This is a genomic window from Kineosporia corallincola (assembly GCF_018499875.1).
Lineage (GTDB): Bacteria > Actinomycetota > Actinomycetes > Actinomycetales > Kineosporiaceae > Kineosporia > Kineosporia corallincola.
The window spans coordinates 426535-450154 of sequence record NZ_JAHBAY010000004.1; the positions used below are offsets into that span (position 1 = coordinate 426535).

At 72.7% G+C, this 23620-nt stretch carries 19 protein-coding genes; 12 read left to right on the plus strand and 7 right to left on the minus strand.

Going from position 1 to position 23620, the window contains the following annotated elements; genetic code table 11:
• Positions 1 to 13 precede the first annotated feature (13 nt).
• From KIH74_RS12180 to KIH74_RS12195, 4 genes are all read left to right on the plus strand, one after another.
• The gene (locus tag KIH74_RS12180) at positions 14 to 2173 is read left to right on the plus strand and encodes an ArnT family glycosyltransferase (RefSeq protein WP_214155980.1); all 2160 of its coding nucleotides are present in this window, start codon (positions 14 to 16) and stop codon (positions 2171 to 2173) included.
• Between the two features lie 122 nt (positions 2174 to 2295).
• Positions 2296 to 2919 (plus strand): hypothetical protein, encoded by a 624-nt coding sequence (locus tag KIH74_RS12185; RefSeq protein WP_214155981.1) that lies wholly within the window; start codon positions 2296 to 2298, stop codon positions 2917 to 2919.
• A gap of 50 nt (positions 2920 to 2969) precedes the next feature.
• The gene (locus KIH74_RS12190) at positions 2970 to 3983 is read left to right on the plus strand and encodes a methylenetetrahydrofolate reductase (RefSeq protein ID WP_214155982.1); all 1014 of its coding nucleotides are present in this window, start codon (positions 2970 to 2972) and stop codon (positions 3981 to 3983) included.
• The gene (locus KIH74_RS12195; protein WP_214155983.1) at positions 3973 to 4734 is read left to right on the plus strand and encodes a class I SAM-dependent methyltransferase; all 762 of its coding nucleotides are present in this window, start codon (positions 3973 to 3975) and stop codon (positions 4732 to 4734) included. The genes KIH74_RS12190 and KIH74_RS12195 overlap by 11 nt, the downstream gene beginning before the upstream one ends.
• 32 nt (positions 4735 to 4766) lie before the next feature.
• On the opposite strand, the gene KIH74_RS12200 is transcribed toward KIH74_RS12195, so the two are convergent.
• The 3 genes from KIH74_RS12200 to KIH74_RS12210 all read right to left on the minus strand — a co-directional run bounded on the left by KIH74_RS12200 (position 4767) and on the right by KIH74_RS12210 (position 11476).
• Entirely contained in the window at positions 4767 to 5753 is a 987-nt protein-coding gene (locus tag KIH74_RS12200; protein WP_214155984.1) for an LLM class flavin-dependent oxidoreductase, read from the minus strand.
• Positions 5754 to 5960: 207 nt separating this feature from the next.
• Entirely contained in the window at positions 5961 to 7520 is a 1560-nt protein-coding gene (locus tag KIH74_RS12205) for a M48 family metallopeptidase (protein ID WP_214155985.1), read from the minus strand.
• A gap of 155 nt (positions 7521 to 7675) precedes the next feature.
• Positions 7676 to 11476 carry a PAS domain S-box protein gene (locus tag KIH74_RS12210; protein ID WP_214155986.1) on the minus strand — a complete coding sequence of 1267 codons (3801 nt, stop codon included), beginning with the start codon at positions 11474 to 11476 and terminating at the stop codon, positions 7676 to 7678.
• A gap of 120 nt (positions 11477 to 11596) precedes the next feature.
• On the opposite strand from KIH74_RS12210, the gene KIH74_RS12215 reads away from it, so the two are divergent.
• From KIH74_RS12215 to KIH74_RS12225, 3 genes are all read left to right on the plus strand, one after another.
• Entirely contained in the window at positions 11597 to 12082 is a 486-nt protein-coding gene (locus KIH74_RS12215) for a hypothetical protein (RefSeq protein WP_214155987.1), read from the plus strand.
• A gap of 138 nt (positions 12083 to 12220) precedes the next feature.
• Complete coding sequence (locus tag KIH74_RS12220; RefSeq protein ID WP_214155988.1) at positions 12221 to 12709, plus strand: hypothetical protein; 489 nt, start codon at positions 12221 to 12223, stop codon at positions 12707 to 12709.
• A gap of 32 nt (positions 12710 to 12741) precedes the next feature.
• Complete coding sequence (locus tag KIH74_RS12225; RefSeq protein ID WP_214155989.1) at positions 12742 to 13155, plus strand: hypothetical protein; 414 nt, start codon at positions 12742 to 12744, stop codon at positions 13153 to 13155.
• Positions 13156 to 13224: 69 nt separating this feature from the next.
• On the opposite strand, the gene KIH74_RS12230 is transcribed toward KIH74_RS12225, so the two are convergent.
• A complete protein-coding gene (locus KIH74_RS12230; RefSeq protein WP_214155990.1) occupies positions 13225 to 14553 on the minus strand; it encodes an acyltransferase family protein in 1329 nt (442 codons plus the stop codon).
• 144 nt (positions 14554 to 14697) lie between these two features.
• On the minus strand, positions 14698 to 15672 hold the full coding sequence (locus tag KIH74_RS12235; RefSeq protein ID WP_214155991.1) for a helix-turn-helix transcriptional regulator: 975 nt from the start codon (positions 15670 to 15672) through the stop codon (positions 14698 to 14700).
• A 98-nt stretch (positions 15673 to 15770) separates the two neighbouring features.
• Here KIH74_RS12235 and KIH74_RS12240 point away from each other — a divergent pair, with 98 nt between their 5' ends.
• The gene (locus tag KIH74_RS12240; RefSeq protein ID WP_214155992.1) at positions 15771 to 16982 is read left to right on the plus strand and encodes a GNAT family N-acetyltransferase; all 1212 of its coding nucleotides are present in this window, start codon (positions 15771 to 15773) and stop codon (positions 16980 to 16982) included.
• 140 nt (positions 16983 to 17122) lie between these two features.
• Positions 17123 to 17839, plus strand: a complete 717-nt coding sequence (locus tag KIH74_RS12245) for a copper resistance CopC family protein (RefSeq protein WP_214155993.1) — start codon at positions 17123 to 17125, stop codon at positions 17837 to 17839.
• 3 nt (positions 17840 to 17842) lie between these two features.
• Here KIH74_RS12245 and KIH74_RS12250 read toward each other — a convergent pair whose 3' ends face one another.
• Positions 17843 to 18883 (minus strand): hypothetical protein, encoded by a 1041-nt coding sequence (locus KIH74_RS12250; protein ID WP_214155994.1) that lies wholly within the window; start codon positions 18881 to 18883, stop codon positions 17843 to 17845.
• Between the two features lie 295 nt (positions 18884 to 19178).
• On the opposite strand from KIH74_RS12250, the gene KIH74_RS12255 reads away from it, so the two are divergent.
• The 3 genes from KIH74_RS12255 to KIH74_RS12265 all read left to right on the plus strand — a co-directional run bounded on the left by KIH74_RS12255 (position 19179) and on the right by KIH74_RS12265 (position 22060).
• Entirely contained in the window at positions 19179 to 19802 is a 624-nt protein-coding gene (locus tag KIH74_RS12255) for a hypothetical protein (protein ID WP_214155995.1), read from the plus strand.
• An 882-nt stretch (positions 19803 to 20684) separates the two neighbouring features.
• A complete protein-coding gene (locus tag KIH74_RS12260) occupies positions 20685 to 21449 on the plus strand; it encodes a YcnI family copper-binding membrane protein (RefSeq protein WP_214155996.1) in 765 nt (254 codons plus the stop codon).
• The gene (locus KIH74_RS12265) at positions 21446 to 22060 is read left to right on the plus strand and encodes a copper resistance CopC family protein (RefSeq protein WP_214155997.1); all 615 of its coding nucleotides are present in this window, start codon (positions 21446 to 21448) and stop codon (positions 22058 to 22060) included. Before KIH74_RS12260 ends, KIH74_RS12265 begins: the two co-directional genes overlap by 4 nt.
• A gap of 34 nt (positions 22061 to 22094) precedes the next feature.
• Here KIH74_RS12265 and KIH74_RS37645 read toward each other — a convergent pair whose 3' ends face one another.
• A complete protein-coding gene (locus tag KIH74_RS37645; protein WP_214155998.1) occupies positions 22095 to 23507 on the minus strand; it encodes an OmpA family protein in 1413 nt (470 codons plus the stop codon).
• Between the last annotated feature and the right edge of the window lie 113 nt (positions 23508 to 23620).

Genomic DNA, 23620 nt, shown 5'->3' on the forward strand with positions numbered 1-23620 from the left:
AACAGTTCTCACCATGACGACGACCTCGCCCGGCCTGCAAGCCACTCCGGGAGCCGAGCCGCCCGGCACGGCGCCGGAAAGCCACTCGAACTTCTCCGGACGGCAGCGTGGCCGTCGTCGGTTCTGGGTCTCGGCCGAGGGCGACCCGGCCTGGGCCCGCCCCGCCCTGCTGGTGCTGCTGATCGGCACCGCCTGCCTCTACCTGATCAACCTGAGCAACTCCGGCTACGCCAACGAGTACTACGCCGCGGCGGCCCAGGCCGGGTCGGAGAGCTGGAAGGCCCTGTTCTTCGGCTCGCTCGACGCCAGCAACTACATCACCGTCGACAAGCCCCCGGCCTCGCTCTGGCTGATGGGCCTGTCCGGCCAGATTTTCGGCTTCAGCAGCTTCAGCATGCTGCTGCCGCAGGCGATCGAGGGCATCCTGTCGGTCGCCTTCCTCTACGCGGCCGTGAAGCGCTGGTCGGGCCCGGCCGCCGGCCTGCTCGCCGGGGCGATCCTGGCGCTGACCCCGGCCGCCGTGCTGATCTTCCGCTTCAACAACCCCGACGCCCTGCTGGTACTGCTGCTCACCATCGCCACCTACTGCATGGTGCGGGCGATGGAGAAGGGCGCGACCAAGTGGGTGCTGCTGTGCGGCACCGCGATCGGCTTCGCCTTCCTGGCCAAGATGCTCCAGGGTTTCGTGATCGTGCCCGCCCTCGGCCTGGCCTACCTGGTCTGCGCGCCGGTCTCGTTCAAGCGCCGGTTCCTCCAGCTGCTCGGCGGCTTCGCGATGATGATCGTCTCGTGCGGCTGGTACATCGCGATCGTCTACGCCTGGCCGGCGGACTCCCGCCCGTACATCGGCGGCTCCGAGGGCAACTCGATCCTCAACCTGGTGTTCGGCTACAACGGCCTCGGCCGGGTGTTCGGCGGTGACGGCAATGCCGGGGGTGGCGGTGGCGGCGGCATGAGCGGCGGCCAGGCCGGCTCGTCGTTCGGCGGCCCGACCGGCCTGAACCGGCTGTTCAGCTCCGACATGGGTGACCACATCTCCTGGCTGCTGCCCGCCGCGCTGATCGCGCTGGTGGCCGGCCTGATCCTGACGGCGCGCCGTCCCCGCACCGACCGCACCCGGGCCGCGCTGATCATGTGGGGTGGCTGGCTGCTCATCACCGGCCTGCTGTTCAGCTTCATGGAAGGCACGATCCACCCGTACTACACGGTGGCCCTGGCCCCGGCGATCGCCGCCCTGATCGGCATCTCCGGCAAGGCGCTGTGGGACGCCCGGGAGAGCTGGTTCGCCCGCATCGGCCTGGCGCTGATCGTGCTCGCCGCCGGTCTGTGGTCGTTCACGCTGCTGGCCCGCAACGACGACTGGCACCCGGAGATCCGCTACATCCTGCTGCCCCTGACCGTGATCGCGGCACTGGTGCTGCTGGTCCCGATCCGGCTCGCGGCCCGCACGATCGCCGCCGCCATGGTGGTGGGTGTGCTCGCCGGTGGCACCGGCACGGTGGCCTACGCCCTGCCGACGGCCGCGACCGGCCACAGCGGCTCGATCCCCTCGGTCGGCCCGTCCGGCTCCGGCTCCGGGATGAGCATGGGCGGCGGTGGCGGCATGGGCGGCGGCAGCAGCTCCAGCGACAGCTCCGAGATCGACGCGCTGCTCCAGAGCGCCGGCACCACCTGGGCCGCGGCCGCGAACAGCGCGAACTCCTCGGCCACGTACCAGCTCTCGAGCGGTGAGCCGATCATGGCGCTCGGCGGCTTCAGCGGTAGCGACGACGCGATCACGCTGGCGGAGTTCAAGGAGCTCGTGGCCGACGGCCAGGTGCGCTACTACATCTCCGGCGGCATGGGCGGCGGCGGTGGCATGGGCCGCTCGTCCAGCTCGTCCAGCAGCACCGACTCCGGCACCGACTCGTCGCAGTCGCAGTCGCAGTCCTCGCAGGGCACCACGGAACTGCCGGAAGGCATGGAACTGCCGGGCGGTTCGAGCGGTAGCTCCGACGACAGCTCGAGCAGCCAGGGTGGTCCCGGTGGCAACGGCGGTGGCAACGGCGGTGGCATGGGTGGCGGCACCACCAGCGAGATCGCCGAATGGGTTGCGGAGAACTTCACCGCGACTACCGTAGGCAGCACGACGGTGTACGACCTCCAGTCGTCCACCACCACGTCGGCCTCGTAGCTCGTCGACCGCGCCGGAAACCCGGCCACGATCTGGTGCGGTGGCACCGCGGACCCCCTCCCCGCGGTGCCACCGCACCGCTTTGCCCAGCGGAACACATCGCGCGGGAGCGGGGTGCACGGGTGCAGACCCTCGATCTGGAGCCCGGCGGCGGGCCCGGCCCGGCCGATCCGCCGTCCTCACCCGTCCGCCTGCTCGCCTACTCGGTCGCCGTGGCGCTGGCGCTGGTGACGGGCAGCCTGGTGATGGGTGACGACACCGGAACCCGCCGCGGCGGAAGGGTTCCCAGGCCCGCCCCGGTGGCCCCGACCACTCCGGTGGATGTCGTGCCGGTGCGCCTGCGCGAGGTCTGCCCGGTCACCACCGACCACCGCGACTACCTCACGGTGTCGTTCCGGCTGGCCAACACCGACGACGCGACGCTGCACGTCACGGCGGTGACCGGGCCGCCGCTGGGCGGGCTGCGTCAGGACCGGCCCGCCACCGGCGGCGGAACCTGCGAGAAGCCGGGTCGCGGCCCGGCGCGGGCCCGGCTGGTCGCCGACGGCACCCGGCTCTGGACCGTGCGCTGGAAACTGCCCGACACCTGCCCCGAGTCGTCGCCGCTGCGGATCGGTGTGAGCTACCGGCGTCCCGGGGACGTCACCCCGGACTCCGGCCCGCTGGTGGTGCTGCCCGATCTGACCGGGATCGGTTTCGTCCAGTGCCCCAAGGTGGTCACCGCCTTCCCGGAGCAGAGCGGCTGAAGGGGTGGCCTGGAGGTGCGCCGGGCCGGTGCCGGGCCGACACTCGGGCGATGCCGATGATGGACGTCGAGGAGCCCCTGACCTGTCCGAAGCGGATGGAGTACGGGCCGTGCGGTGGGGTCCGCGCCGATCTGTCCTGCGAGATGGTGCCCCGGCCGTGCCCGTTCGCGACGTCCGGCGGGGTGGTGCGCTGGAGCGGCCCGGCGCCGTCCGGAGCGCCCGCCGCGCCGCCGCCGAAACCGCTGGTGCTGAGCGACTTCACGGTGCGGCCGTACGACGTGGACTCGGTGGCCGCGGTCGCCGCCGTGCTGCGCGGGACCTGTGACGGCGTGCTGGTGGGCGAGCACCACAACCGTCCCGACCTGCCGCCCACCCTGATGACCCGACTGCTCGGGGACGCCGGGCTGCCCGGCTGGATCACGCTGACCTGCCGCGACCGCAACCGGGTGGTGCTGGAGCAGGAGCTGGCCGGGCTGGCCGTGGCCGGTGCCGCCGGGGTGCTGTGCGTGACCGGGGACGGCCGGGCGCACGGGATGCGTCCCGGCGTCACCCAGGTGTTCGACATCGACAGCACCCGGCTCGCCGCGCTCGCCGCGGACACCGGCCTGCGGGTGGCGGTGGCCGAGTCGCCCGACGCGCCGCCGGTCGCGCTGCGCCCCGCGCGGCTGTTCGAGAAGCAGCGGGCCGGGGCACAGGTCTGCCTGCTCAACCACGTGGGATCGGCGGAGCGGGTGGACCGGTTTCTGCGGGCCGCCCGGGCCTGCGGGGTGACGCTCCCGGTGATCGCGGGGGTGGCCGTGTACACCGACGAGCGCTCGGCCCAGGCCCTGAGCCTGCCCGGACTGGGCCTGGATCGGCTTGCGGTGCAACGTGTTCTGGCGTCGCCGGACCCGGTGGGGGCGGGTGTCGAGGCGGCCGTCGCCGAGGCCCGGGCGCTGCTGGCGGTGGACGGCGTGGTGGGGGTGAACCTGTCCGGGCTGGCGTCCGGACGTGGCGAGGTGGCCGGGGCCGAGGTCAAAGCCGTGGTGGGGGAACGAGTTCGGGAGATACTCGATGAGCGTTGAGGAGATGGAGGCGGAGTTCGGGGTGCTGGCCGCCTGGACCGCCGACGCGGTGCGCCGGCTGGGGCCGGAGTACGCGATTGCCGCGGCCTGCAAGGGAAGTGCCAGTCCGGGCGCGCTCGGGTGGCTGGCTTCGGTCTGCGGCCTGCGGGAGGGTTCACTGCTGGTGGACGTCGGTGGCGGCATGGGAGGGCCGGTGGCGTTCGCCCGGCGGAGGTTCGGGGTGCGGCCGGTGGTGCTGGAGCCGATGGGCGCGGCCTGCCGTGCGGCCCGGGATCTTTTCGCCGTCCCTGCTTGGAGATCCGACGGGCAACGGCTGCCGCTGGCCGACGGATCTGTGGACGCCGTGTGGTGCCTGGGGGTTCTGTGCACCACGCCGGACCGGCACGACCTGCTCGCGGAGATCGTCCGGGTGATGAAACCCGGTGCGCGGCTGGGGCTTCTGGTGTTCACGGCGGACGAGCCCCGGCCACCCGGCGCGCCGGAGGGCAACGTTTTCCCTGCTGCCGCGGAGCTTCCGGGGATGCTGGCCGAGCACGGTCTGACGATCGTGGGCACGGTCGGCTGGGAAGACGTGCACGACCAGGAGGAGGACGAGTGGCGGCGGCTGGCCGGGGAGGTGCAGACGCTGGTGGACCGGCTGCACGACGGGGACCCTCGGCTGGACGAGGTGCACGAGCAGGAGCGCCGGATCGGGCGGCTGATCCGCGACGGCGTGGTGCGGGCGATGCTGATCGGTGCCGTGCTGGGCTGAAAAGCCCGGCACGGCACCGCTGGTTCGGCTGGTCAGGCGGTCTGGCCCATCACCTCGCCGGTGAGCTCGACCGAGCGCAGCCGGCCCTCGGTGCTGGTGTGGGCGAAGGCGACGATCAGCTCGTCGGCGTCGGCCTGCTTCTGGAACTGCTCCAGGTAGTCCTTCACCTCGCCGGGCGTGCCCGCGGCGGTGTACCTCGTCATCTCCTCCAGCTGCACGGCCTCGCCGGAGTCGACGATCTGCGCGGCCTCGGCCTCGGTGATCGTGCGGCCGCGGCCGTAGAGCAGGCCGACCCGCTGGATCTTGACCCGGCGCAGCTCGGCCTGCGCCTCCTCGGTGGTGTCGGTGGCGATCACGTTCAGCGCGGCGATCACGTGCGGGTGGTCGAGCTGGGCCGACGGCTTGAAGTCGCGGCGGTAGATCGCGACCGCGTCGTGCAGGGCGGCCGGGGCGAAGTGCGAGGCGAACGCGTAGGGCAGGCCCAGGGCGGCGGCCAGCTGGGCGCCGAACAGCGACGAGCCGAGGATGTAGAGCGGCACGTGGGTGCCCTTGCCCGGGATCGCCTGCACGCCGCGCACCTTGGACTCGCCGGCCAGGAAGCCCTGGAGCTCGACCACGTCCTGCGGGAAGTTCTCGGCGGTGGCCGGGTCGCGGCGCAGCGCGTAGGTGGTGGCCTGGTCGGAGCCGGGCGCGCGGCCCAGGCCCAGCTCGATGCGGCCGGGGTGGATCGAGGCCAGGGTGCCGAACTGCTCGGCGATCACCAGGGGCGAGTGGTTGGGCAGCATGATGCCGCCGGAGCCCAGCTTGATGGTGGAGGTGTTCGCGGCGATGTGGGCGATCAGCACGCTGGTGGCCGAGGACGCGATGGCGGCCATGTTGTGGTGCTCGGCGTACCAGACCCGCTCGTACCCGGTGCGCTCCGCGGTCTGGGCCAGGGCGACGCTGGCCGCGATCGCCTCGCCGGGGGTCTGGCCCTTCGACACGGGTGCCAGGTCGAGGATCGACAGGGGTGTGGCCACGATTGCTGCCCTTCATCTGGGATACGCCTTCCCCGGTGCCAACCGGCGGCGGCGGGACAGTAGTCCCGATTTCCGGATGGTGTTTGATGAGGATCGACCATCCGGTGCGAGCGGTTCCTGGAACCGGAGCAGCCGGCCGCGGAGATCGGCGGTGAGGTGCTGCTGGCCGGTACCTGGTTCGTGGCGGCCCGGGCCACGGCCTGACCGTCAGGGGAACAGCGGGGCCCCGGCGTCGGCGTCCAGGTGATCCCGGCGGTCACGACGGTCGCCCCGGTCGCCCCGGTCACGGCGCTCGCGGCGCGTGGGTGGGGCCGCCGGCGGAGCCGCCATCGGTGCGCGCAGGTCCACCTCGGCGGAGACCAGCGCATCGGCCAGGTCGTCGACCGCGTCCGGGTGCGCCACCGCCTCGTGGATCACGTCGTCGAAGGGCCAGGGGTAGAACCGGTCGTCCGGGGCCAGGAACTCGATCCGGAACGGCCCGCCGGGACCGAAATCGGGGACGGCGCGCACCCTCCGGTCCTCGGCCAGGACGGCGACGACCGAGGCGGTGACCAGCTCGGCGAGGGCCTCGTCGGGGTCGTGCGGCTCCAGCAGGCGGTGCCCGCGCCCGCTGGCCACGATCCGCAGCAGGCCGTCGAGCGTGGCCGGAACGTCGGGGTCGAGGGCCTGCTCGAGGGCCTGGGCCAGGTGCCCGGCGCGGCTGCGCGAGGTGTCTTCCAGCCGGGCGGTGAGCACCGTGGCCCAGTCCGCCGCCCGGCCGGGCGGGCCGGGGGCGATCTCGGTGCTCTCCGCCTCGGCCAGCAGCTGCTCCGGCTGTTGCAGCCACGACCAGGCCGGGGCGTTGGGCTGCTCCAGGGGCGGGGCCAGGCGGGGGTCCGGGCCGGGCATCCGGTCCAGCCGGGCGATCCGTTCCTCGTCCGGGCGGTGCGCGTCGTACGGCTGCGTGCCGTTGCGGGCCGGGCGGCGCCGGGTCTCCTCGTGCAGCAGCTCGTGCGAGGCGTCCATCACCTCGTCCAGCGCGTCGGCCAGGCTGGCCCGCGGGCCGTGCGGGGTGATCGCCGGGGCGAAGTCGCCGAGCACCCGGTCCCAGGCCAGGGCCACGTAGCGGGTGCGTTCCAGGGCGTCGATCGCGGCGTCCGGCCCGGCCAGGCGGGCGGCCCAGACGTCGGCCGCGTGCTCGTGAGCGGCCCGCACCGGTGCCGAGACCTGGCTGTACAGGCGCAGATACAGCGACATCAGGCGGTGACCGAGGCCGGGCGGCAGGGTGGACACGGTAGTGCGCAGGCGGCTGTGGGTGCGCCAGGCCGGCGCGGTGGGCCCGGGCGCGAAGTGCGCCACCTCGTGAGTGATCACGGCGCGCAGCTCGGCCCGGGTCAGGCCGACCAGCAGCGGCAGCCCGATCATCAGGGTGCGCTCGTCGCCGCCCTCGGTGATCGCGGCCCGGGCCTCGCCGCCGATCACCAGCGCGTCGGGCGGTTCCGCGCCGGTCAGCTCGGCCAGCTCCTCGATCTCGTCCCACAGATCGGGTTCGTCCTCCGGCGTCACCTCCGGGCCGGTCGGCCCGGGCGGCGTGGGAAGCCCTCGCAGCCGCAGCAGTTCCCGGCCCAGCACCGCGGCCACCGCCAGGAGCGGCAGCGCCGGCAGCGCGGCCTTCAGCTCCAGGTCACGCAGGTTCAGCAGCGTGATCAGGCCGAGCGCCGCGCACGTGCTGAGGAACAGCAGTCCCGCCAGCGGGAACGCGACCAGCAGGGCCGTGCTCGCCCACACGCGCAGCCGTGAACCCCAGACGCCCACGCGGGTGCCCCCATCCGATCCGCGTCCGCATCCTTGCGAGCGGATCGCGGGGAGACTTTAGGGGGTTTGAGTCAATCTTGTGACCTCAGGGGTCCCGTGGAGAGCTGTGACAGTTGTGACAGAAACCTCTAGCCACGGAGGGGAACTCCGCCGAGAGCCGCGGTCAGGTCCTCCGCCCGCACCGGTTTGGCCAGGTAGCCGTCCATGCCGGCCTCGGCGCAGGCGTCCCGGTCCTCCTTGGTCACGCTCGCCGTCATCGCGATGATGTGCGGCTGCCGTTCGGCCGGGATCCGGGTACGGATGGTGCGGGTGGCCTCCAGCCCGTCCATCACCGGCATGTGCATGTCCATCAGCACCACGTCGTAGTCGAAGCGTTCCACCGCCTCCACCGCCTCGGCGCCGTTGGCCGCCACCTCCACCGTGTGGCCGAGCTTGGCCAGCATGAGTTTGCCGACCTTCTGGTTGATCTCGTTGTCCTCCACCAGCAGGATCAGCAGCTTGGCCTGAGCTGTCAGGTCGCGGTCGCGGGGGGCGACCCGTCCCGGGGCCACGGGGTCGGCGGGGGAGGCCGGTTGCGGGAGACCCGCGACGGTTCCGGCCGGGGGTGTGCCGGTGTCCGCGGTGCTGGGCTCCGCCGGTGCCTCCGGGGCCAGCACCTGCCCCAGCACCTCGGCCAGCGCCGCGCTGCGGATCGGCTTGGTCAGCACCGAGGCGAACACCTTCTCCTGGCTGCGGTCGCGCCGGCCGATGCTCGACAGCAGCACCAGGGGCAGCTGCCGGCCGCCGGGCAGCTGGCGCAGTGCCAGGGCGAGCTGCACGCCGTCCATCACCGGCATCGCGTAGTCCAGGATCGCCAGGTCGAACTGCACCCCGCTGCCGATCAGGGCCAGCGCCGCCAGCGGCGAGGCGCTGTCCTGGCAGGCCATCCCGTACCCCTCCAGCTGGAGCCGGAGGATGTGCCGGTTGGTGTCGTTGTCGTCCACGATCAGCACGTGCCGTCCGGCCACCACGGCCGGGGGACGTTTGCGCAGGGTCTGCGGTCCGTCGAACACTCCCAGCGTGGCCGTGAAGGTGAACTTCGACCCCACGCCGACCTCGCTGGTCACGGTCAGGCTGCCGCCCATCGCCTCGACGATCGCCTTGCTGATCGCCAGGCCCAGGCCGGTGCCGCCGTAGAGCCGGGTGGTGGACGCGTCGACCTGGCTGAACGACTTGAACAGCCGGCCCATGTTCTCCCGGGAGATCCCGATGCCGGTGTCGGCCACGGTGAAACGCAGCCGCAGCTGCTCACCCGGCCACCCGGCGTCCTCGGTCTCCACCCGCAGCAGCACGTCACCCTCCTGGGTGAACTTGATCGCGTTGCTGATCAGGTTCGTCAGCACCTGCCGCAGCCGGGTGACGTCACCGACCACCACCCCCGGGCAGTCGTCGTCGACGTGCGACACCAGGTCGATGTTCTTCACCGACCCGGCGAACTGGGCCATCGCCCCCTCCACGCACTCGCGCAGCTCGAACGGGTGCGCCTCCAGCTCCAGGTCGCCCGCCTCGATCTTGGAGAAGTCCAGGATGTCGTTGATGATCGCCAGTAGCTGGTCGCCGCTGCTGCGCACGGTGTGCAGCAGCTCGCGCTGCTCGTCGTTCACCGGGGTCTCCAGCAGCAGACCGGTCATTCCGATCACGGCGTTCATCGGTGTGCGGATCTCGTGACTCATCGTGGCCAGGAACGCCGACTTCGCCTTGGTCGCCGCCACCGCGGTGTCCCGGGCGACCGTCATCTCCACCATCGCCGCGGCCTTCTCCGCCTCGGCCCGGCGCCGTTCGGTCACGTCCAGGGCCACCGTGCACACGGCGTTGATCTCGCCGGACTCGTCCTGGAGCGGCACCCGCACGGTCTCGAAGTAGTGCCGGCCGTCGGCCAGGTCGGCGATCTCGTCGATGTGCGCCGGCCCGGCCAGGGCCCGCAGGTCGTTGGCTCGCCACCGCGAGGCCAGATTCGGGTCGAGCACCTCGTCGGTCGCGCCCAGCATGTCGGCCTCGGTCACGCCGAACGCCTCCTCGAACGCCCGGTTGACCATCAGGTAGTGACCGTCGAGGTCCTTCACGTTGATGATCGACTGGTTGTTCTGGATCACCGCCCGCAGCATGTGGCTCTGCGCGTCGCGCTCGTGCTCGGCCTGCACCCGGGCGGTGATGTCGGTGACCACGCCGATGTAGCCGGTCACCTGGTCCGGGCCGTCGTCGTGCATCGGGGTGGTGGTGACCGAGACGATGCGCCGGGTGCCGTCCTTCGCGATGTAGGTGCGCGGTCGGCGCAGCGCCGGGTGGTCCAGGTGACGCACGAACATCCCCAGCCCGAACGGTTCCCCGATCTCGGCCGAGATCCGGGCCATCTCGTCGGGGTCGTGCCAGGTCAGACCCTTCTTGGTGCCGAGCACCTCGGCCGCCGTGTAGCCCAGCATCCGCTCCGCCCCACGGTTCCACATGGTGATGTGGCCCTCCGGGTCGATCGCGATGAAGGCGTGCTCGGTGGCGTCCAGCACCTGGGCGAACAGGTCGTGTGCGCGGCGCAGCTCGCGCTCGGTGCGGCGCAGCTCGGTGACGTCGAGCAGGGTGCCCACCGCCCGGGCGGTCCCGCCCCGGCCGTCCGGCTCGCGCCGGCCTCGGGCCGCGACGATCCGTTCCTCCCCGGTGGGCCGCACGATCCGGTACTCCAGGTCGGCGATGATTCCCTCCTCGCGGATCCGCCGGGTGATCTCGCGTACCCGATCCCGGTCGTCGGGGTGGATGAAGGTGCGGGACAGCTCGACGGTCGGGGTGATGTTCTCCGGGTCGACGCCGAACAGCTTGTACACCTGCGGCGACCACCACGACTCGCCGGTCTCCAGGTCGACCGACCAGCTGCTCAGCTCGGCGATCTCCTGGGCCTCCTCCAGCTGCCGGCCGCGCTGGAGCGCCTCCGCCGTCGCCGTGGCCAGGGCCTGCTGCACCGCTCTCTTCTCCGTGACGTCCCGCCCCACCAGCATGATCTCGGTGACCGAGCCGTCCCGGTCCTCGATCGGCAGCATCGTCACCTCGATCTGCCGGTAGGTGTTGTCGCCGCTGTGCCGCAGCCGCGCGGTGTACTCCTGCCGACGGCCCGACCGCACACTGGCCAGAGCCCGGCGGGCGGCGGCCAGCTCGTCCGGGTGCACGATCGCCTGGAGAATGCCCGGCGTGCTCATCGCGGTCTCGGGGGAGAGGTCGAGGATGCCCTCCAGCGCGGGCGACACGTAGAGCACCCGGCCCTCCGGGGAGAGCCGGGCGATCACGTCGGGCGAGGTCTCGACCAGCATCCGGTAGCGCCGCTCGGACTCGGTCAGCAATGCGTTCAGCCGCTGCCGCTCGGTCAGCTCCTGCTCCCGCTCGAACAGCGTGCGGCGCAGGGCGAGCTGGGCCATCACCTGCTCGGCCAGCACCCGCAGCAGCTCCAGCTGCTCGGGGGTGAGCCGCCGCGGCTCGTAGTCGATCACGCAGAGCGTGCCCAGCACCTCGCCGTTCGGCGTCTCCAGCGGGAAACCGGCGTAGAACCGGATCTGCGGCTCGTCGGTGACCAGCGGGTTCTGCGCCCAGTCCGGGTCGGTGCTGGCGTCCTCCACCACCAGGGCCTGCCGGTCCGCCACCACCCGGTTGCAGAAAGCCGTGCGCCGCTCACCCTCCCGGCCGGTCATCCCGATCGCCGCCTTGAACCACTGCCGGTGCTCGTCGATCAGGGTGATCGTGGAGCTCGGCGTGCGGGCGATCGACGACGCCACCTTGACCAGCGCGTCGAAACCGGGCTCCGGCTCGGTGTCGAGGATGCGGTACGCCTCCAGCTCGGCCAGACGCCGCGCCTCGGCCAGCTCCGCATCGTCCCCCGTCGTCCCCGCAACCTCGCCGTTCTGCTCCGTCACCTCCTTCCCATCGGCGCGCCGGGGCCCGCGCTGGACCCCCGCAAGGGCCTCATCGGGAACCCCGGTGACGGTGCCCCTCGTTGGCCGTCAAACGTCCCCAAAAGGCTCGGGAGGCAGACCGTGCGCAGGGTTCCGGAACGATCCGTGGTGATCCGGTCGCTGGTGGTGGTCCCGCTGGCGGCCCTGCTGCTGGCCGGTTGCGGCGAGGGCGGTTCCACCGCGAGCCGGCTCGACGACCTGAACGACGCGGCCCAGCAACTGGACGACGGCGCGCAGCAGCTGGAAGACGCGGCGCAGAGCGTTCCCGACCTGTCCGACGCCGAGCAGGCCCTCGAAGACGCCGCCCAGAACCTGGGGGAGGCGGGCCGGGCCAAGGCCGCCTGCACGGCCGTGCGCGCGGTGGTGAACAGCAGCGAGGGCGACGACACCGAGGCCGCGGCGACCCGGCTGGCCGCCACCGTCTCCACGATCGTGACCCGGTTCAGCGAGTCCGACGAGGGCGGGTTCGACCTGGACGCGGCGATGGCCGACGAGTGCCCGGCCGTGCACGAACGGGCGCTGGCCGCCGCCGGGCGGGACTCGCTGAACGAGCTCTACCGCAACTGACCACGGCCGGTAGCTGTGGGTTTACTTTGTCCTGCGTGCAACGGATGTCCGTGACTCCGCGTCAGGCTGGCTGGAATGAGTCACCGGTCTGGGAGGGCGTTGGACATGGCACGGAGTGCGGTCAGGAAATCGGTCGGGATGCGCGCGCTGGTGGTTCTGCCGCTGGCCGGGGTGCTGCTGGCCGGCTGCGGGGGGCAGTCCGACGAGGAGAAGGCCCAGGAGCAGCTGAAGCAGGCCTCGGAGCAGCTCCAGAACCTGGAGAGCTCGGCCTCGGCGATCGGCAGCGCCGACGACGCGCAGGCCGCTCTGGAAGACGCCCAGGACGCCCTGGGTGACTCCGCCGACAGCCTCGACGATCTCACGGCCGGCCTCGACCTGGAGCTCACCGGCACCACGGCCTGCCAGTCGCTCGACGGTGTGGTGCAGGCCGCCGAGGGGGCCGACACCGACATCGCCAAGGACGCCGTCGCGGCCGGCGTGAACATGACGCTCGACATGTTCGCCGACGGCGCGAGTGCTTCCGAGGTCGACTTCGACGGTCTGATCAAGGGCTCGTGTTCTGATCTCCATGCCAAGGCGCTTAAGCTCACGGGGCTGAACAGCTTGAACGACCTACCGGAGAACTGACCGTGTCGCATGGTTTACGTAAGGCAGCATGGATGCTGGCAGTGGTCCCCCTGACGGGACTCGTGCTGGCCGGATGCGGGGGCAGCGACGCCTCCAGCTCAGCCGGTGAGCAGACCATCGGTGTGCAGCAGGAGACGACGACGTCCGCAAGCAGCCCGACTGCTGCCGCCTCGACCTCCGCCGAGCGGTTCGACATCACGTCCCTGATGGTGTGTGACGTGGTCGAGACCACGATGGCCGATCTCCAGGGCGAGACCTCCGCCACCAAGGCGCAGAACACCCTGGGCAGGGCGCTCGCCACAGCGTTCGAGGGGTCCACGACCCCGCGGGCCACGGTGGCCGACGTCAAGATCGACCGCATGATGAAGAGCGGGTGCCCCGGCCTCAACGCCAAGGCGCTCCTGCTCACCGGGCTCGACGACCTGTCGCAGCTCCCGGTGAAGTAACAACAGGACGACGACGGCCCGGGCCTGCCCAGCGCAGGCCCAGGCCGTGACCGTCCGCACATCCGGGCCTCAGGCCCGCACCCGGCGCTGTTCCGGCACCTGCCGCCCGGCCACCTGCTGCCCGGCCGTCTGCTTCCCGGCCACCTGCGGATGAGTCACCTGCCGATGGGCCGCTCGTCGCGGCGCCCAGGCCCGTTCCACGTAGCGGTGCCCGATCCCGGCCGCGACCAGCGTGACCAGCAGCCCGGTGACGACGACGAATCCCGCCACCCGCGGCGCGTCCGGATCCAGCCCGGCCAGCTCCGGCCCCAGCCCCACGGTCATCAGGACCGGGCCGTGCAATGCGTACACCGCGAACGACCGGCTGCCCAGCCATCGCACCACGGCCGTGTTCAGCAGCCACTGCGCCGGCCCGCCGGAGGGCAGGGCCAGACTCAGCACGAGCAGCATCGCCACCGGCAGCACCGGCAGGAACCTCAGGTCGCGCACGATCTCGCGTTCCCAGCAGGCCAGCCCGAGCAGCAGCAGCGACACCATGCCGACCGGGGCGGCCCAGCGCACGGTGCCGCCCGCTTCGTGCGCCGGCTCACGCCGGCTGAACAGCAGGTACAGCTCGTAGGTCACGACACCGGCCCCGAGGCCGGCCAGGCCCCGTGCGAAAGCGACTGTTCCGACGCTGTTCTCGGCTTCAGCCGGAGTGAGGGTCAGGAGCACCGCCCCGGCCAGGAGAGCGGCCGGGCCGACCCGGCGACGCAGTGCGGCCGAGGGCAGAACGGCGATCACCGCGACGAGCAGAACATTGGTCCACAGTTCGATCGACAGCGACCAGGCCGCCGGGTAGCCGGCGAACTGCGGGCCGGTGAAACCCTGGAGCAGCAGTGCGCTCGACAGCCAGGCCCAGGCAGTGGTGTCGTCGGCGGCGAATGCCGGGGTGGCGCGTGGGTGGAACAGGGTCATCCCCTGGCAGAGGGCCACGAAAGCGACTCCCGACAGGGCGATTACCCAGCCGGTCAGGTGCAGCGGCATGAACCGGCGCACTCGCAGCTGGGCGAACAGCAGCGCGTCGCGACCACCACGGGTGCGTAACATGGTGCGCGCCAGCACGAATCCGCTGAGCACGAAGAACAGGTCGACCATCAGGTAGCCGCCGGTGATCATCCGGTCCACCGCGTCGGGAACGCCGAGATCGCGAAACTCGCGGCGCAGGTGGAAGATCACGACCACCACCGCGGCCAGCCCGCGCAGGCCGTCGAGGGCCGTGAAGCGGTGCGGCACGGCGGGAGCCGGGGTGGTGCCGCCGGTGCCGGGCCGGTCCGGGATGCCGGATTCCAGAGGAGCCTCTGAAATCGGTTTCAGGGTGCGGTCATACGTGTCCGACGCGATGTCGGAGGCGGTCATGGAGCGGCCTTTCACCGAAACCTGTTCAAGAGCAATGAAACAGTAGGTGAACGCTGTGGGGACCGCACTTCCGGATCGGGCCGCTAGGAAAGAGACGACGTGCATTTGAAGTTGGCCTAACCGAAAACGACCGGCTGTGAAGGGTCAGCTACCGCCCGCACGCCGAAACCGCTCGGCCAGCAGACCGACCGCCGTCGCCAGCTCGGGTGGGTCGAGCACCTCGAAGTCCGCGCCGATCAGCCCCAGCCAGGGCGCCATCGACTCCGGGTCGGAGCCGCCGATGGTGACGATGCAACTGTCGTCGCCGTCGGACTCCACCGACTCCGCCGAGGTGCCCAGCCGCTCGCTCACCGTCGTGGCCTGCTCGTGCACCCGCAGCCGCGCCGTCACCGGCCACCGCACCGCCCGGGCGCCGCGCCGCACGAACGCCGCCGCGTCACCGCCCGGCACCTCGCGCCCGGCGAACCGGGCTCCCACGCCCTGTGGCCCGGTGATCCGGTCCGCGCGGAAGGTGCGCCAGTCGTCCCGGTCCAGGTCCCACGCCACCAGGTACCAGCGCCGTCCCCAGCTGACCAGGCGGTGCGGCTCCGCCGCCCGGCGGGACGGGGTGCCGGCGTGGTCGGCGTAGGTGAAGCGCACCCGCTCCCGGTCGCGGCAGGCCGAGGCCAGCAGGGTGAGCACCGCCGGGTCCACGGCCGGCCCGGGCGGGGCCGCACCCGTCACCCGCACCGTGTAGCCGGCCAGGGCGTCCACCCGGCGGCCGAGCCGGGCCGGCAGCACCCGCTGGAGCTTGGTCAGGGCCCGTAGCGCGCTCTCGTCCAGGCCGGACAGGCCCGACACCGCCCCGCCCGCCGCCGTGCGCAGGCTGAGCGCGATCGCCACCGCCTCGTCGTCCTCCAGCAGCAGGGGAGGCAGAGCCGCACCCGCCCCGAGACGGTAACCACCCACCGAACCCCGGGTCGCGTCGACCGGGTAGCCCAGCGATCGCAGCCGCTCCACGTCGTGCCGGATGGTGCGGGTGCTGACGCCCAGCCGCTCGGCCAGCTCCGGACCGGACCACTCACGCGGGGTCTGGAGCAGGGACAGCAGGGTGAGCAGTCGCCGGGAGGTGTCGGCCATGCGGTTCAGGGTGTCACGGCATGCGGTCGGTTCCCTTCCTGATTCCGGTCGGGTGGCTCGTCGCGAGTAACGGCGGTCACGTCGCTAGCGTCTGGGGTGTGGAACACGAGATCAGGGTGCTCACCGACGCCCAGGAGGTCGGCCGCTCGCTGGAGGTCTTCCTGACCGCCATGGTCGGGCTCCAGCGGCCGGACAGCGACCAGCAGCACGAGTTCATGGAGCCGGGACGCACGGTCGGCGCCTACGTGGCACCGGAACGGCTGGTCGGCACCGCCAGCTCGTTCACCAGCTGGATGATGGTGCCCGGCGGGAAGAAGGTGCCGCAGGCGGCGGTCACCGACGTCGGCGTGCTGCCGACGCACACCCGGCGCGGCCTGGCCGGGGCGCTGGTGCGGCACCAGCTGGAGCAGTGCCTGGGCCGCGGCGAGGTCCTGGCCAGCCTGCGGGCCAGTGAGGCGACGATCTACGAGCGCTGGGGCTTCGGCATCGCCAGCAACGTGGCGCAGGTCGAGATCTCGGTGCCGCGGGCGCAGTTCCGCGACGGCGTGCCGCGGGGCGGCGACGTGCGGCTGGTCGACCTGCGCGAGCGCGCCGACCAGGACCTGCTGGCGAAGATCTACCTGGGGGCCAACTGGGTCGGGGCGATCGACCGGCCCAGCTACTGGTGGCGGGCCAAGGCACACATGCGCGAGCTGAGCAAGGACCACCACTACGCCGTGGTGCACGGAATCCCGGGCCACGAAGACGGTTTCGCGGTCTACACGCCCGAGGACGCCACCGCCTGGTTCCGCTCGCGCGACCGCGGCATCGTGGTCGGCGACTTCGTGACCACCACCACGCGAGCGCATTTCGGCCTGCTGCGCTACCTGCTGTCGATCGACCTGCTCCAGCGGGTGATCCTCGACCCGATGCCGGTGGACCACTCGATCGAGAAGCTGTTCACCGACGAGCGGGCGGTCACCTCCCACGGTGCCCGGGACGAGACCTGGCTGCGGCTGGTCGACGTGGAGGCCGCGCTGGGCGCCCGCACCTACCGGGCGCCCGGCCAGGTGATCCTGGAGGTGCGCGACGATCTGCTGCGGCAGAACACCGGCCGTTACCTGGTGTCGGCGCAGGGGGTGGCCCGCACCGAGCAGCCGCCGGACATCACCCTCGACGTGGGCCAGCTGGCCTGTGCCTACCTGGGCGGCACGGAGTTCTGGCAGCTGGCCCAGGCCGGCCGGATCGCCGTGCACAAGGACGCCCAGCTGGCCGTCGCCGACCACCTGTTCGGCCTGCGGCGGGCCCCGTTCGGCGGCACGATGTTCTGAGTCCGGGCGAGGCGCCGCTCGCGGCCTCCGTGCGCGGAACGGCTGGGAATCGTGTGATCACTGGGATATCCGCCGTTCAGCGCCGGGGCCTCCGGCGATTCGGCCCGGACGGCGCAACCCGGGAGTGGGATTCTGTCGGGATGCTGTGGCTGAGAGTGAGCGGCGCGCTGCGCGCCGCGACCGTCGTGACGGTTGCCGGGACGTCCCTTTTCGTTACAGCGGGAGCGGGTTTCGCCGATACCGACGACGGTCCGGAGCCGCGGGTGATCGGCTTCAGCCCGGCACGGCAGGTGGTGCAGTTCGCCCCGTACGCCGTCTCGGTCACCTTCAGCACGCCTCTGCGCGAGTCCGGGGCCTCGATGAGCATCCGGACCGTGGACGGCGAGGTGGGCACCGGAAAAGTGGTGACCCGGGCCGCAACCCTGCGGCGATCCGTGATCGAGGGTGCCCCCAACGGTGTTTACACGATCGAGTGGGAGGCGGTGGCGAAGAACGGCCGGAAGATGGCCGGTACCTTCGGTTTCACCGCCGGGCACCCGAACGACGACCCGCTGATCACCGGGGTCCCGGCCGCGTCGTCCCCGGAATCGTCCCCGGAATCGTCTGCCGGTGCGGCCGGCGGTTCCCCGGCGGTCAAGGACCCCTGGGCGGACGACGGTGACGCGGTCGTGGTGGCCCCGGCCCCGGCCGACGACGGTTCGGTGCCGGAAGGCCGCTCCCCGTACCGGTTCCCGCTGCTGGCGTTCGGGCTCGGGTCGCTGCTGGTGATCGCCTCCGGGCTGGTCAGCCGGCGGCACCGGCGGGTGGAGCGGGAGCGGCCGGTCGTGCGCACCCGGCGCGGCGTCTACTCGGTCTGAGGTCTACTCGCTGTTTCGCGGATCCGTCCGCGCCGCCGGTTCGGCGCGCGGCGGCAGCGGCCGCAGCCGCAGTTCGGCCGGGATCTCGTCCAGGTGGATCGTCCGGCCGGTGCGGGAGACCTGGGTGCGCGAGCCGGGTTTCGGTGTCTTCCGGGTGGGGACGTCGATCACCTCGGACTCCGCGCCCGGGTTCTCGTCGTCGGCGTTCGGCATGATGTCCGGCTGTTCGCCGAAACGGACCGCGCCGGTTCCCGGTGGGGGAAGGGTGATGCGGCGCCGCAGCGGCCCCTCCGCCGGGAGCGGGCGGGGCCGGTTGCCGCAGGCTCGGCCCAGACGGTGCAGCACCCGGGTGAGTGGGGAGTGCGGCGCCCGGATCAGCGCGACCACCAGCCAGGCCGAGAGCAGGTGCACCGGAAGCAGATAGGCGGACGTGAGCACGTCGGTGCGGGCCGCGCAGAAGGCCAGACCGGTGAGGGCCAGCAGCGGCGCGGCCCGGGAGGTGCGGGCGCGTTCGCGGGCGAGGGGATGGTGGGCCGGCGGGCGCACCGACCCGGTGTGGGCGCGCAGCCAGTACACGGCCAGGGTGCCGGTGGCCAGACCCGCCAGGATCCGGCCGGGCATGACCAGGGCGGACACCAGCACCGTCGGCCGGCCGGTCGCGAGGGCCAGGGCGGCGGCGCTGATCAGCGCCGACCCGGCCAGCAGCGGCCAGACCCCGAGACGCCAGAATCCCCGTCGCCCGGGGACCGTGCGCCAGGCCAGCAGCACGCCGCAGAGCACCAGTGCGAGGTCGAAGGCCACGGAGCAGCCGGCCAGGATCCTGGTGACGGGGCCGGATTCCAGGGGGAGCAGCAGCCCGGCCTCGCCCACCACGGCGAACGGCAGGCAGAGCAGAGTGAGGCCGGTCAGGGCCGGGAGCGGGCGGGCGGACGCGGGGTGCGCGGGGTGCGCGGGGTGCTGTGCGGTGGCCGGGGTGTCTGCTCCCGGCGGCTGCTCCCCGGGTTCCGTGACGCCGGTGGGGGCGGGATGGTTCCTGGCGCTCATGGGTGACGAAAGCCCTTCCGGCGGTCGCGGATACCGGCGGTCCGCGGATCGGCCGGCCGCGAGGTGCACTGCCGTCGGGGACCGTCCGCCCGCGTGACCGCCCGGGCAGCCTAAGGATCGACGGAACGTCAGCCGTGGCTACACAGCGTGTGGCGGCCGAGTATCCGCTGTTCGCCCTACGGGGGCACCGGTCTGCTTGCCGAAGGCCTTGGGGCGGCGGTGGGCAAGATGCCTGCTGGCTCCTTCGATCAGGCCTAGGACCCGGATTGTCGGGGGCTGCGGTTAGGGTTCACCCATGAGTCCGGGGCGTGGTGCGATCCGGCTGACCCGGTCGGCGCTGTTCGCGCTGTCCGCCGTCGGCCTGGCGGTCGCTGCCCATGCCTCGGGGGGCGAGCGGGTCAGCGTTCCCGTCGCCGTGGCCTGCGTTCCCGCGGTCATGCTGGTGGTCAATCTGCTCGCGGCCCGGCGCCGCGGTCCGGTCTCGCTGGTGCTCGCGATGGGCGCCACCCAGGCCGTGCTGCACGTGACGCTGATGGCCGCGGTGATGTCCGACGGCTGCCGCATGGCCGGGCGGCACCTGGTCACGGCCGCCGGTCACAGCTCCGCGTCCGTCACCGGTTGCGATCCGGCCATGGCCGGGCACCAGGCCGCCGACATGTTCACCCTGTCGCCGGTCATGCTCACGGCCCACGCCGTCGCCGCCGCCCTGCTGGCCCTGCTGCTGGCCCGGGGCGAGGCCGCGGTCTGGGCGCTGGTCGGCTGCCTGGCGCACCGGCTCGCGCTGCCTCGCCTGGCCGTGCTGCCGCCCGCGGCCGGGCCGCTGCCGGTTCCGGCCCGCGAGGCGCTCCTGCCCCGTTCCGACGTTCCCCGTCACGCCGTGCGGCGGCGTGGGCCTCCGGCCCCGGCGCTCGTCTTCTGATCCTCCGCGGCTGAACCATCTGACCTCCTGCGGTCCCACCAGCTTGAAGACGCTGTTCGCGAGCGTTTCCGGCGGGGATTCGGCTCTCGTGGGGGATGGGCACTTCGCGGTGCCGATCTCCTGGGGGCGGCCAGTTCCGTTCCGGTCCGGCGTGATCCGGGCCTGTGCTGCCGGAGCCCATGCGGTTCGGGCGAGCCATGCGGTTCGGGTTGGCCGGGCGGTTCGGGTTGGCCATGCGGTTCAGGCTGGCCATGCGGTTCAGGCTGGCTGGGCGGTCCGGGTTGTGCCGTCGGGGCCCGTGCCTCAGGGCTGCGCTGTCGGGTCCTGCGCTGTCGGGGCCCGTACGGCGAGGTCCCGTGCCGCTCGGCCTGGTGGTGTCAGGCCTCGCGCCGTCGCGGCTGTGCTGCTGGCCTGGTGGTGTCGGGGCTCGCGCTGTCGGGTCTGTGCTGCTGGCCTGGTGGTGTCGGGGCTCGCGCTGTCGGGGCTGCGCTGTCGGGTCTGTGCCGCTCGGGCTGGTGCCGTCGCAGCCGGTGCTGTCGGGTCTGTGCCGCTCAGCCTGGTGCCGTCGCAGCCGTCGCAGCCGTCGCAGCCGTCGCAGCCGTCGCAGCCGTCGCAGCCGTCGCTGTTGGGGCCGTGCTGCTCGGGCCGGTGCTGTCGGGACCTGGGTCGGCTGGGCCGGTGTTGTCGCCGCCCGTGCTGTCGGGCCGGTGTCGGCCGGGCCGGGTGGTCGGGGTCCGTGCCTTCGAGGTGCCGCCGTTGACGCGGTGGCAGAGCGGGTGCCCCCCGGTGGTTCACAGCCGGTGGTCCCGGGCCCGGCGGGTTCCTGGAAGACGAGCTTTTCGCCGTCCATCATTGACTTTTCAGTAGAGAGAGTTTCCAGTCATGTCGCAGTCACGTATTCCCCTGGCCCTGCGCGCCGGGGCGGCTCTGCTCGCCGCGGCTGTCATCAGCGTCGCCGGTGCGGCGGTCGCCGAGGCCCACGTGCGGGTCACGCCCGACAGCACCTCGGAGGGCGGCTACTCGCGCCTGACCTTCCGGGTGCCCAACGAGTCCGACACGGCGGGCACCACCTCGGTCGAGGTCACGCTGCCCACCGCCACCCCCTTCACCTCGGTGATGACGAAGCCGGTGCCGGGCTGGACCGCCGAGGTCACCGAGGCCGACCTGCCCGAGACGGTCGAGGTGGACGGCTCCAAGATCACCAAGGCCCCCGCCACCGTCACCTGGACGGCCGACAAGGGCACCCAGATCAACCCGGGCGAGTACCAGGAGTTCTCGATCTCGGTCGGCCCGCTGCCGAAGATGGGCACGACGATCGAGCTGCCCACCAAGCAGACCTACTCCGACGGCCAGGTGTCCGACTGGAACGAGCCCACGGTCGAGGGCCAGGAGGAGCCGGAGTACCCGGCCCCGGCGTTCGAGACCACCTCGGTCGCCGGCACCGACGCCACGCCGGTCGCCGCCGCGGACACCACCGCCGACGCGTCCACCAGCGACTCCGCAGCCCGCTGGCTGGGTGCCGGCGGTCTGGCCGTGGGTGTGATCGGGCTGCTGCTGGCCGCCGTCGCCTGGCGCCGGGTGGCCACCCTGCCGAAGACGCCGGCGACCGCCGCCGCCGACAGCGCCTCGCAGGGGAGCACGGTGTGATCGGCCGTACCGCGGGCCGTTTCGCGGCGGCCCTGGCTCTGATGGCGTCCGGGCTGCTGCTCGGCGCGGGCCCGGCGCTGGCACACGACCAGCTCGACTCCACCAACCCGGAAGACGGCTCGACCGTCAAGAAGCTGCCCGGTGAGATCGAGCTGGACTTCAACAACGTGCCGCTGGCCCTCGGGTCGGTGCTCAAGGTGGTCGGGCCCGACGGTGACGTCACCGACGGCAAGCCCGAGGTGGTCGACCACGTGGTCACCCAGCCGATCAAACCCGGCCCGGCGGGCGACTACACGGTGCAGTGGCGGGTGACGTCGTCGGACGGGCACCCGATCTCCGGCGAGTTCGCCTTCACCGCCGAGGCCGGCAACCAGGTCGAGGCCACGTCCGAGGCTTCGGCGAGCCCGGACGTCTCCGCCGTCGCGACCGGTGAGGCCGAGACCGGTTCCGCCACCACGGCTTCGGCGGCCACGGGGGACAACTCGGATCAGGACGAGTCGGGCGGCACCTCGCCGGTGCTGGTGATCACGCTGATCGTGCTCGCCGTGGTGGTGCTCGGCGCGGTGGTGTACCTGTTCGTGCTCGCGCCGAAACGCTCGAACGAGAGCTGAGTTCCGGCCGGTGTGACGTCCGCGCGGGGCGGCGTCACACCGGCAGCACCACCACGACCCTGCGGTTGAGCCGCCGCCCGGCCCCGGTGCGGTTGTCCGCCCGCGGGATGCTCTCGCCGAAGGCCTGCACCCGAAGGGTCACCCCGGCGTCCTCCAGGCGCGGGCTGAGGGCCTCGGCCACGGCCCGTGCCCGTCTCCGCGAGAGCACCAGGTTGTCCGCCTCGGTGCCGACGGCGTCGGTGTGCCCGTTCACCTGGATCTCGCCCCGCACCCCGGCCCGGCGGATCTGCCCGGCCAGCTCGGCCAGTCGGGCCTGCGAACGGGCCGGCAGCTCCGGCGACCCCGACGGGAACAGCACGTCGGACAGGAACGTGATCTCGCGTCCCGCCTGCACGGTCGGCGTGCCGCCGGGCACCCGTCCGGAGAGCACGGGCGCGCCACGCGCGCCCGGCCCGGCACCGGTGGCCTGCGGGCCCGGCCTCTCAATCATGGACGACGAGGAGCCCCCACCGCCCCCGGCGCCGGAATCGTCCGCCACCCCGGCCCCGCCCCCGTAACCCGCGCCGGAACCCGCGCCGGAACCCGCGCCGGAACCCGCGCCGGAACCCGCGCCGGAACCCGCGCCCGCTCGACCCGCCCCCGATCCAGCCGGCCCGACCCCGTCCTCGTCCCCGCCCGGTCCCGTCGGTTCGGCCCCCGCCCCCTCCGCCCCCGCCGGACCGGACGCGTCCGGCGTTCCCGCGCCCAGCAGCGTCCCCCGTTCGCCGGCACCCGCGGCCACCTCGGCCCGCCAGGTCGGCACGAGCACGGCCAGCCCGGCCCACCCCAGCACCAGCACGGCGGTCAGGGCCATGGCCGAACCCGCGACCGTGGTGCGGTGCACCTGCCACCAGATCGCGCCGGGGCTCATCGGGCGGGGCCGGGCCTGATCGCTCTCGTCGTCCTCAGGTGTGCCGGCGAGGGCAGGTGACGGCGGGGTCCGGAGCACGCGCAGACCGCGAGCGTCCCGGGAGCGGGCCCCGGCCGTCAGCGCGCTGGCGGCACCCCCGGCCGAGACCACCCCGCCGGGGTCGGCCAGCGCGTGCCGGTCGAGCCACAGGGTGAGCCCGCTGATCAGGCCGTCCGGCTCGGTGACGGCCACGGCGCGCAGCGGCACCCGCAGCGTGCGGTCACGGTCGGCCAGATCGGCCAGCAGCACGGCCTCTTCGCTCACCTCGCGCGACGAGACCAGGCGCCGCGACGGCGTCCAGGAGAGTCCCCGCACCTCGGCCCGCAGTTCCCGCACGGCCCGGCCCAGCTCGTCGTGACCCCGCACCACGATGTCGCCCTCGCGCCACGGCACCCGCAGTACGGCACCGGGGGTGAAGCAGCGGGCCACAGCGTCCGGATCACGCCGCAGCACGGCATCGCGCACCGGCGCCAGCGGATCAGGATCAGGACCGGTCATCGGGCCAGCCCGCGGAACATCACGTCACCTGCGCCAGAGCTGACGAAGAGTGTGCGCACCGTCGCAGAATGCCCACCCCGGCCGGACCGCACAAGGGGGCGAATGCCCGGGCG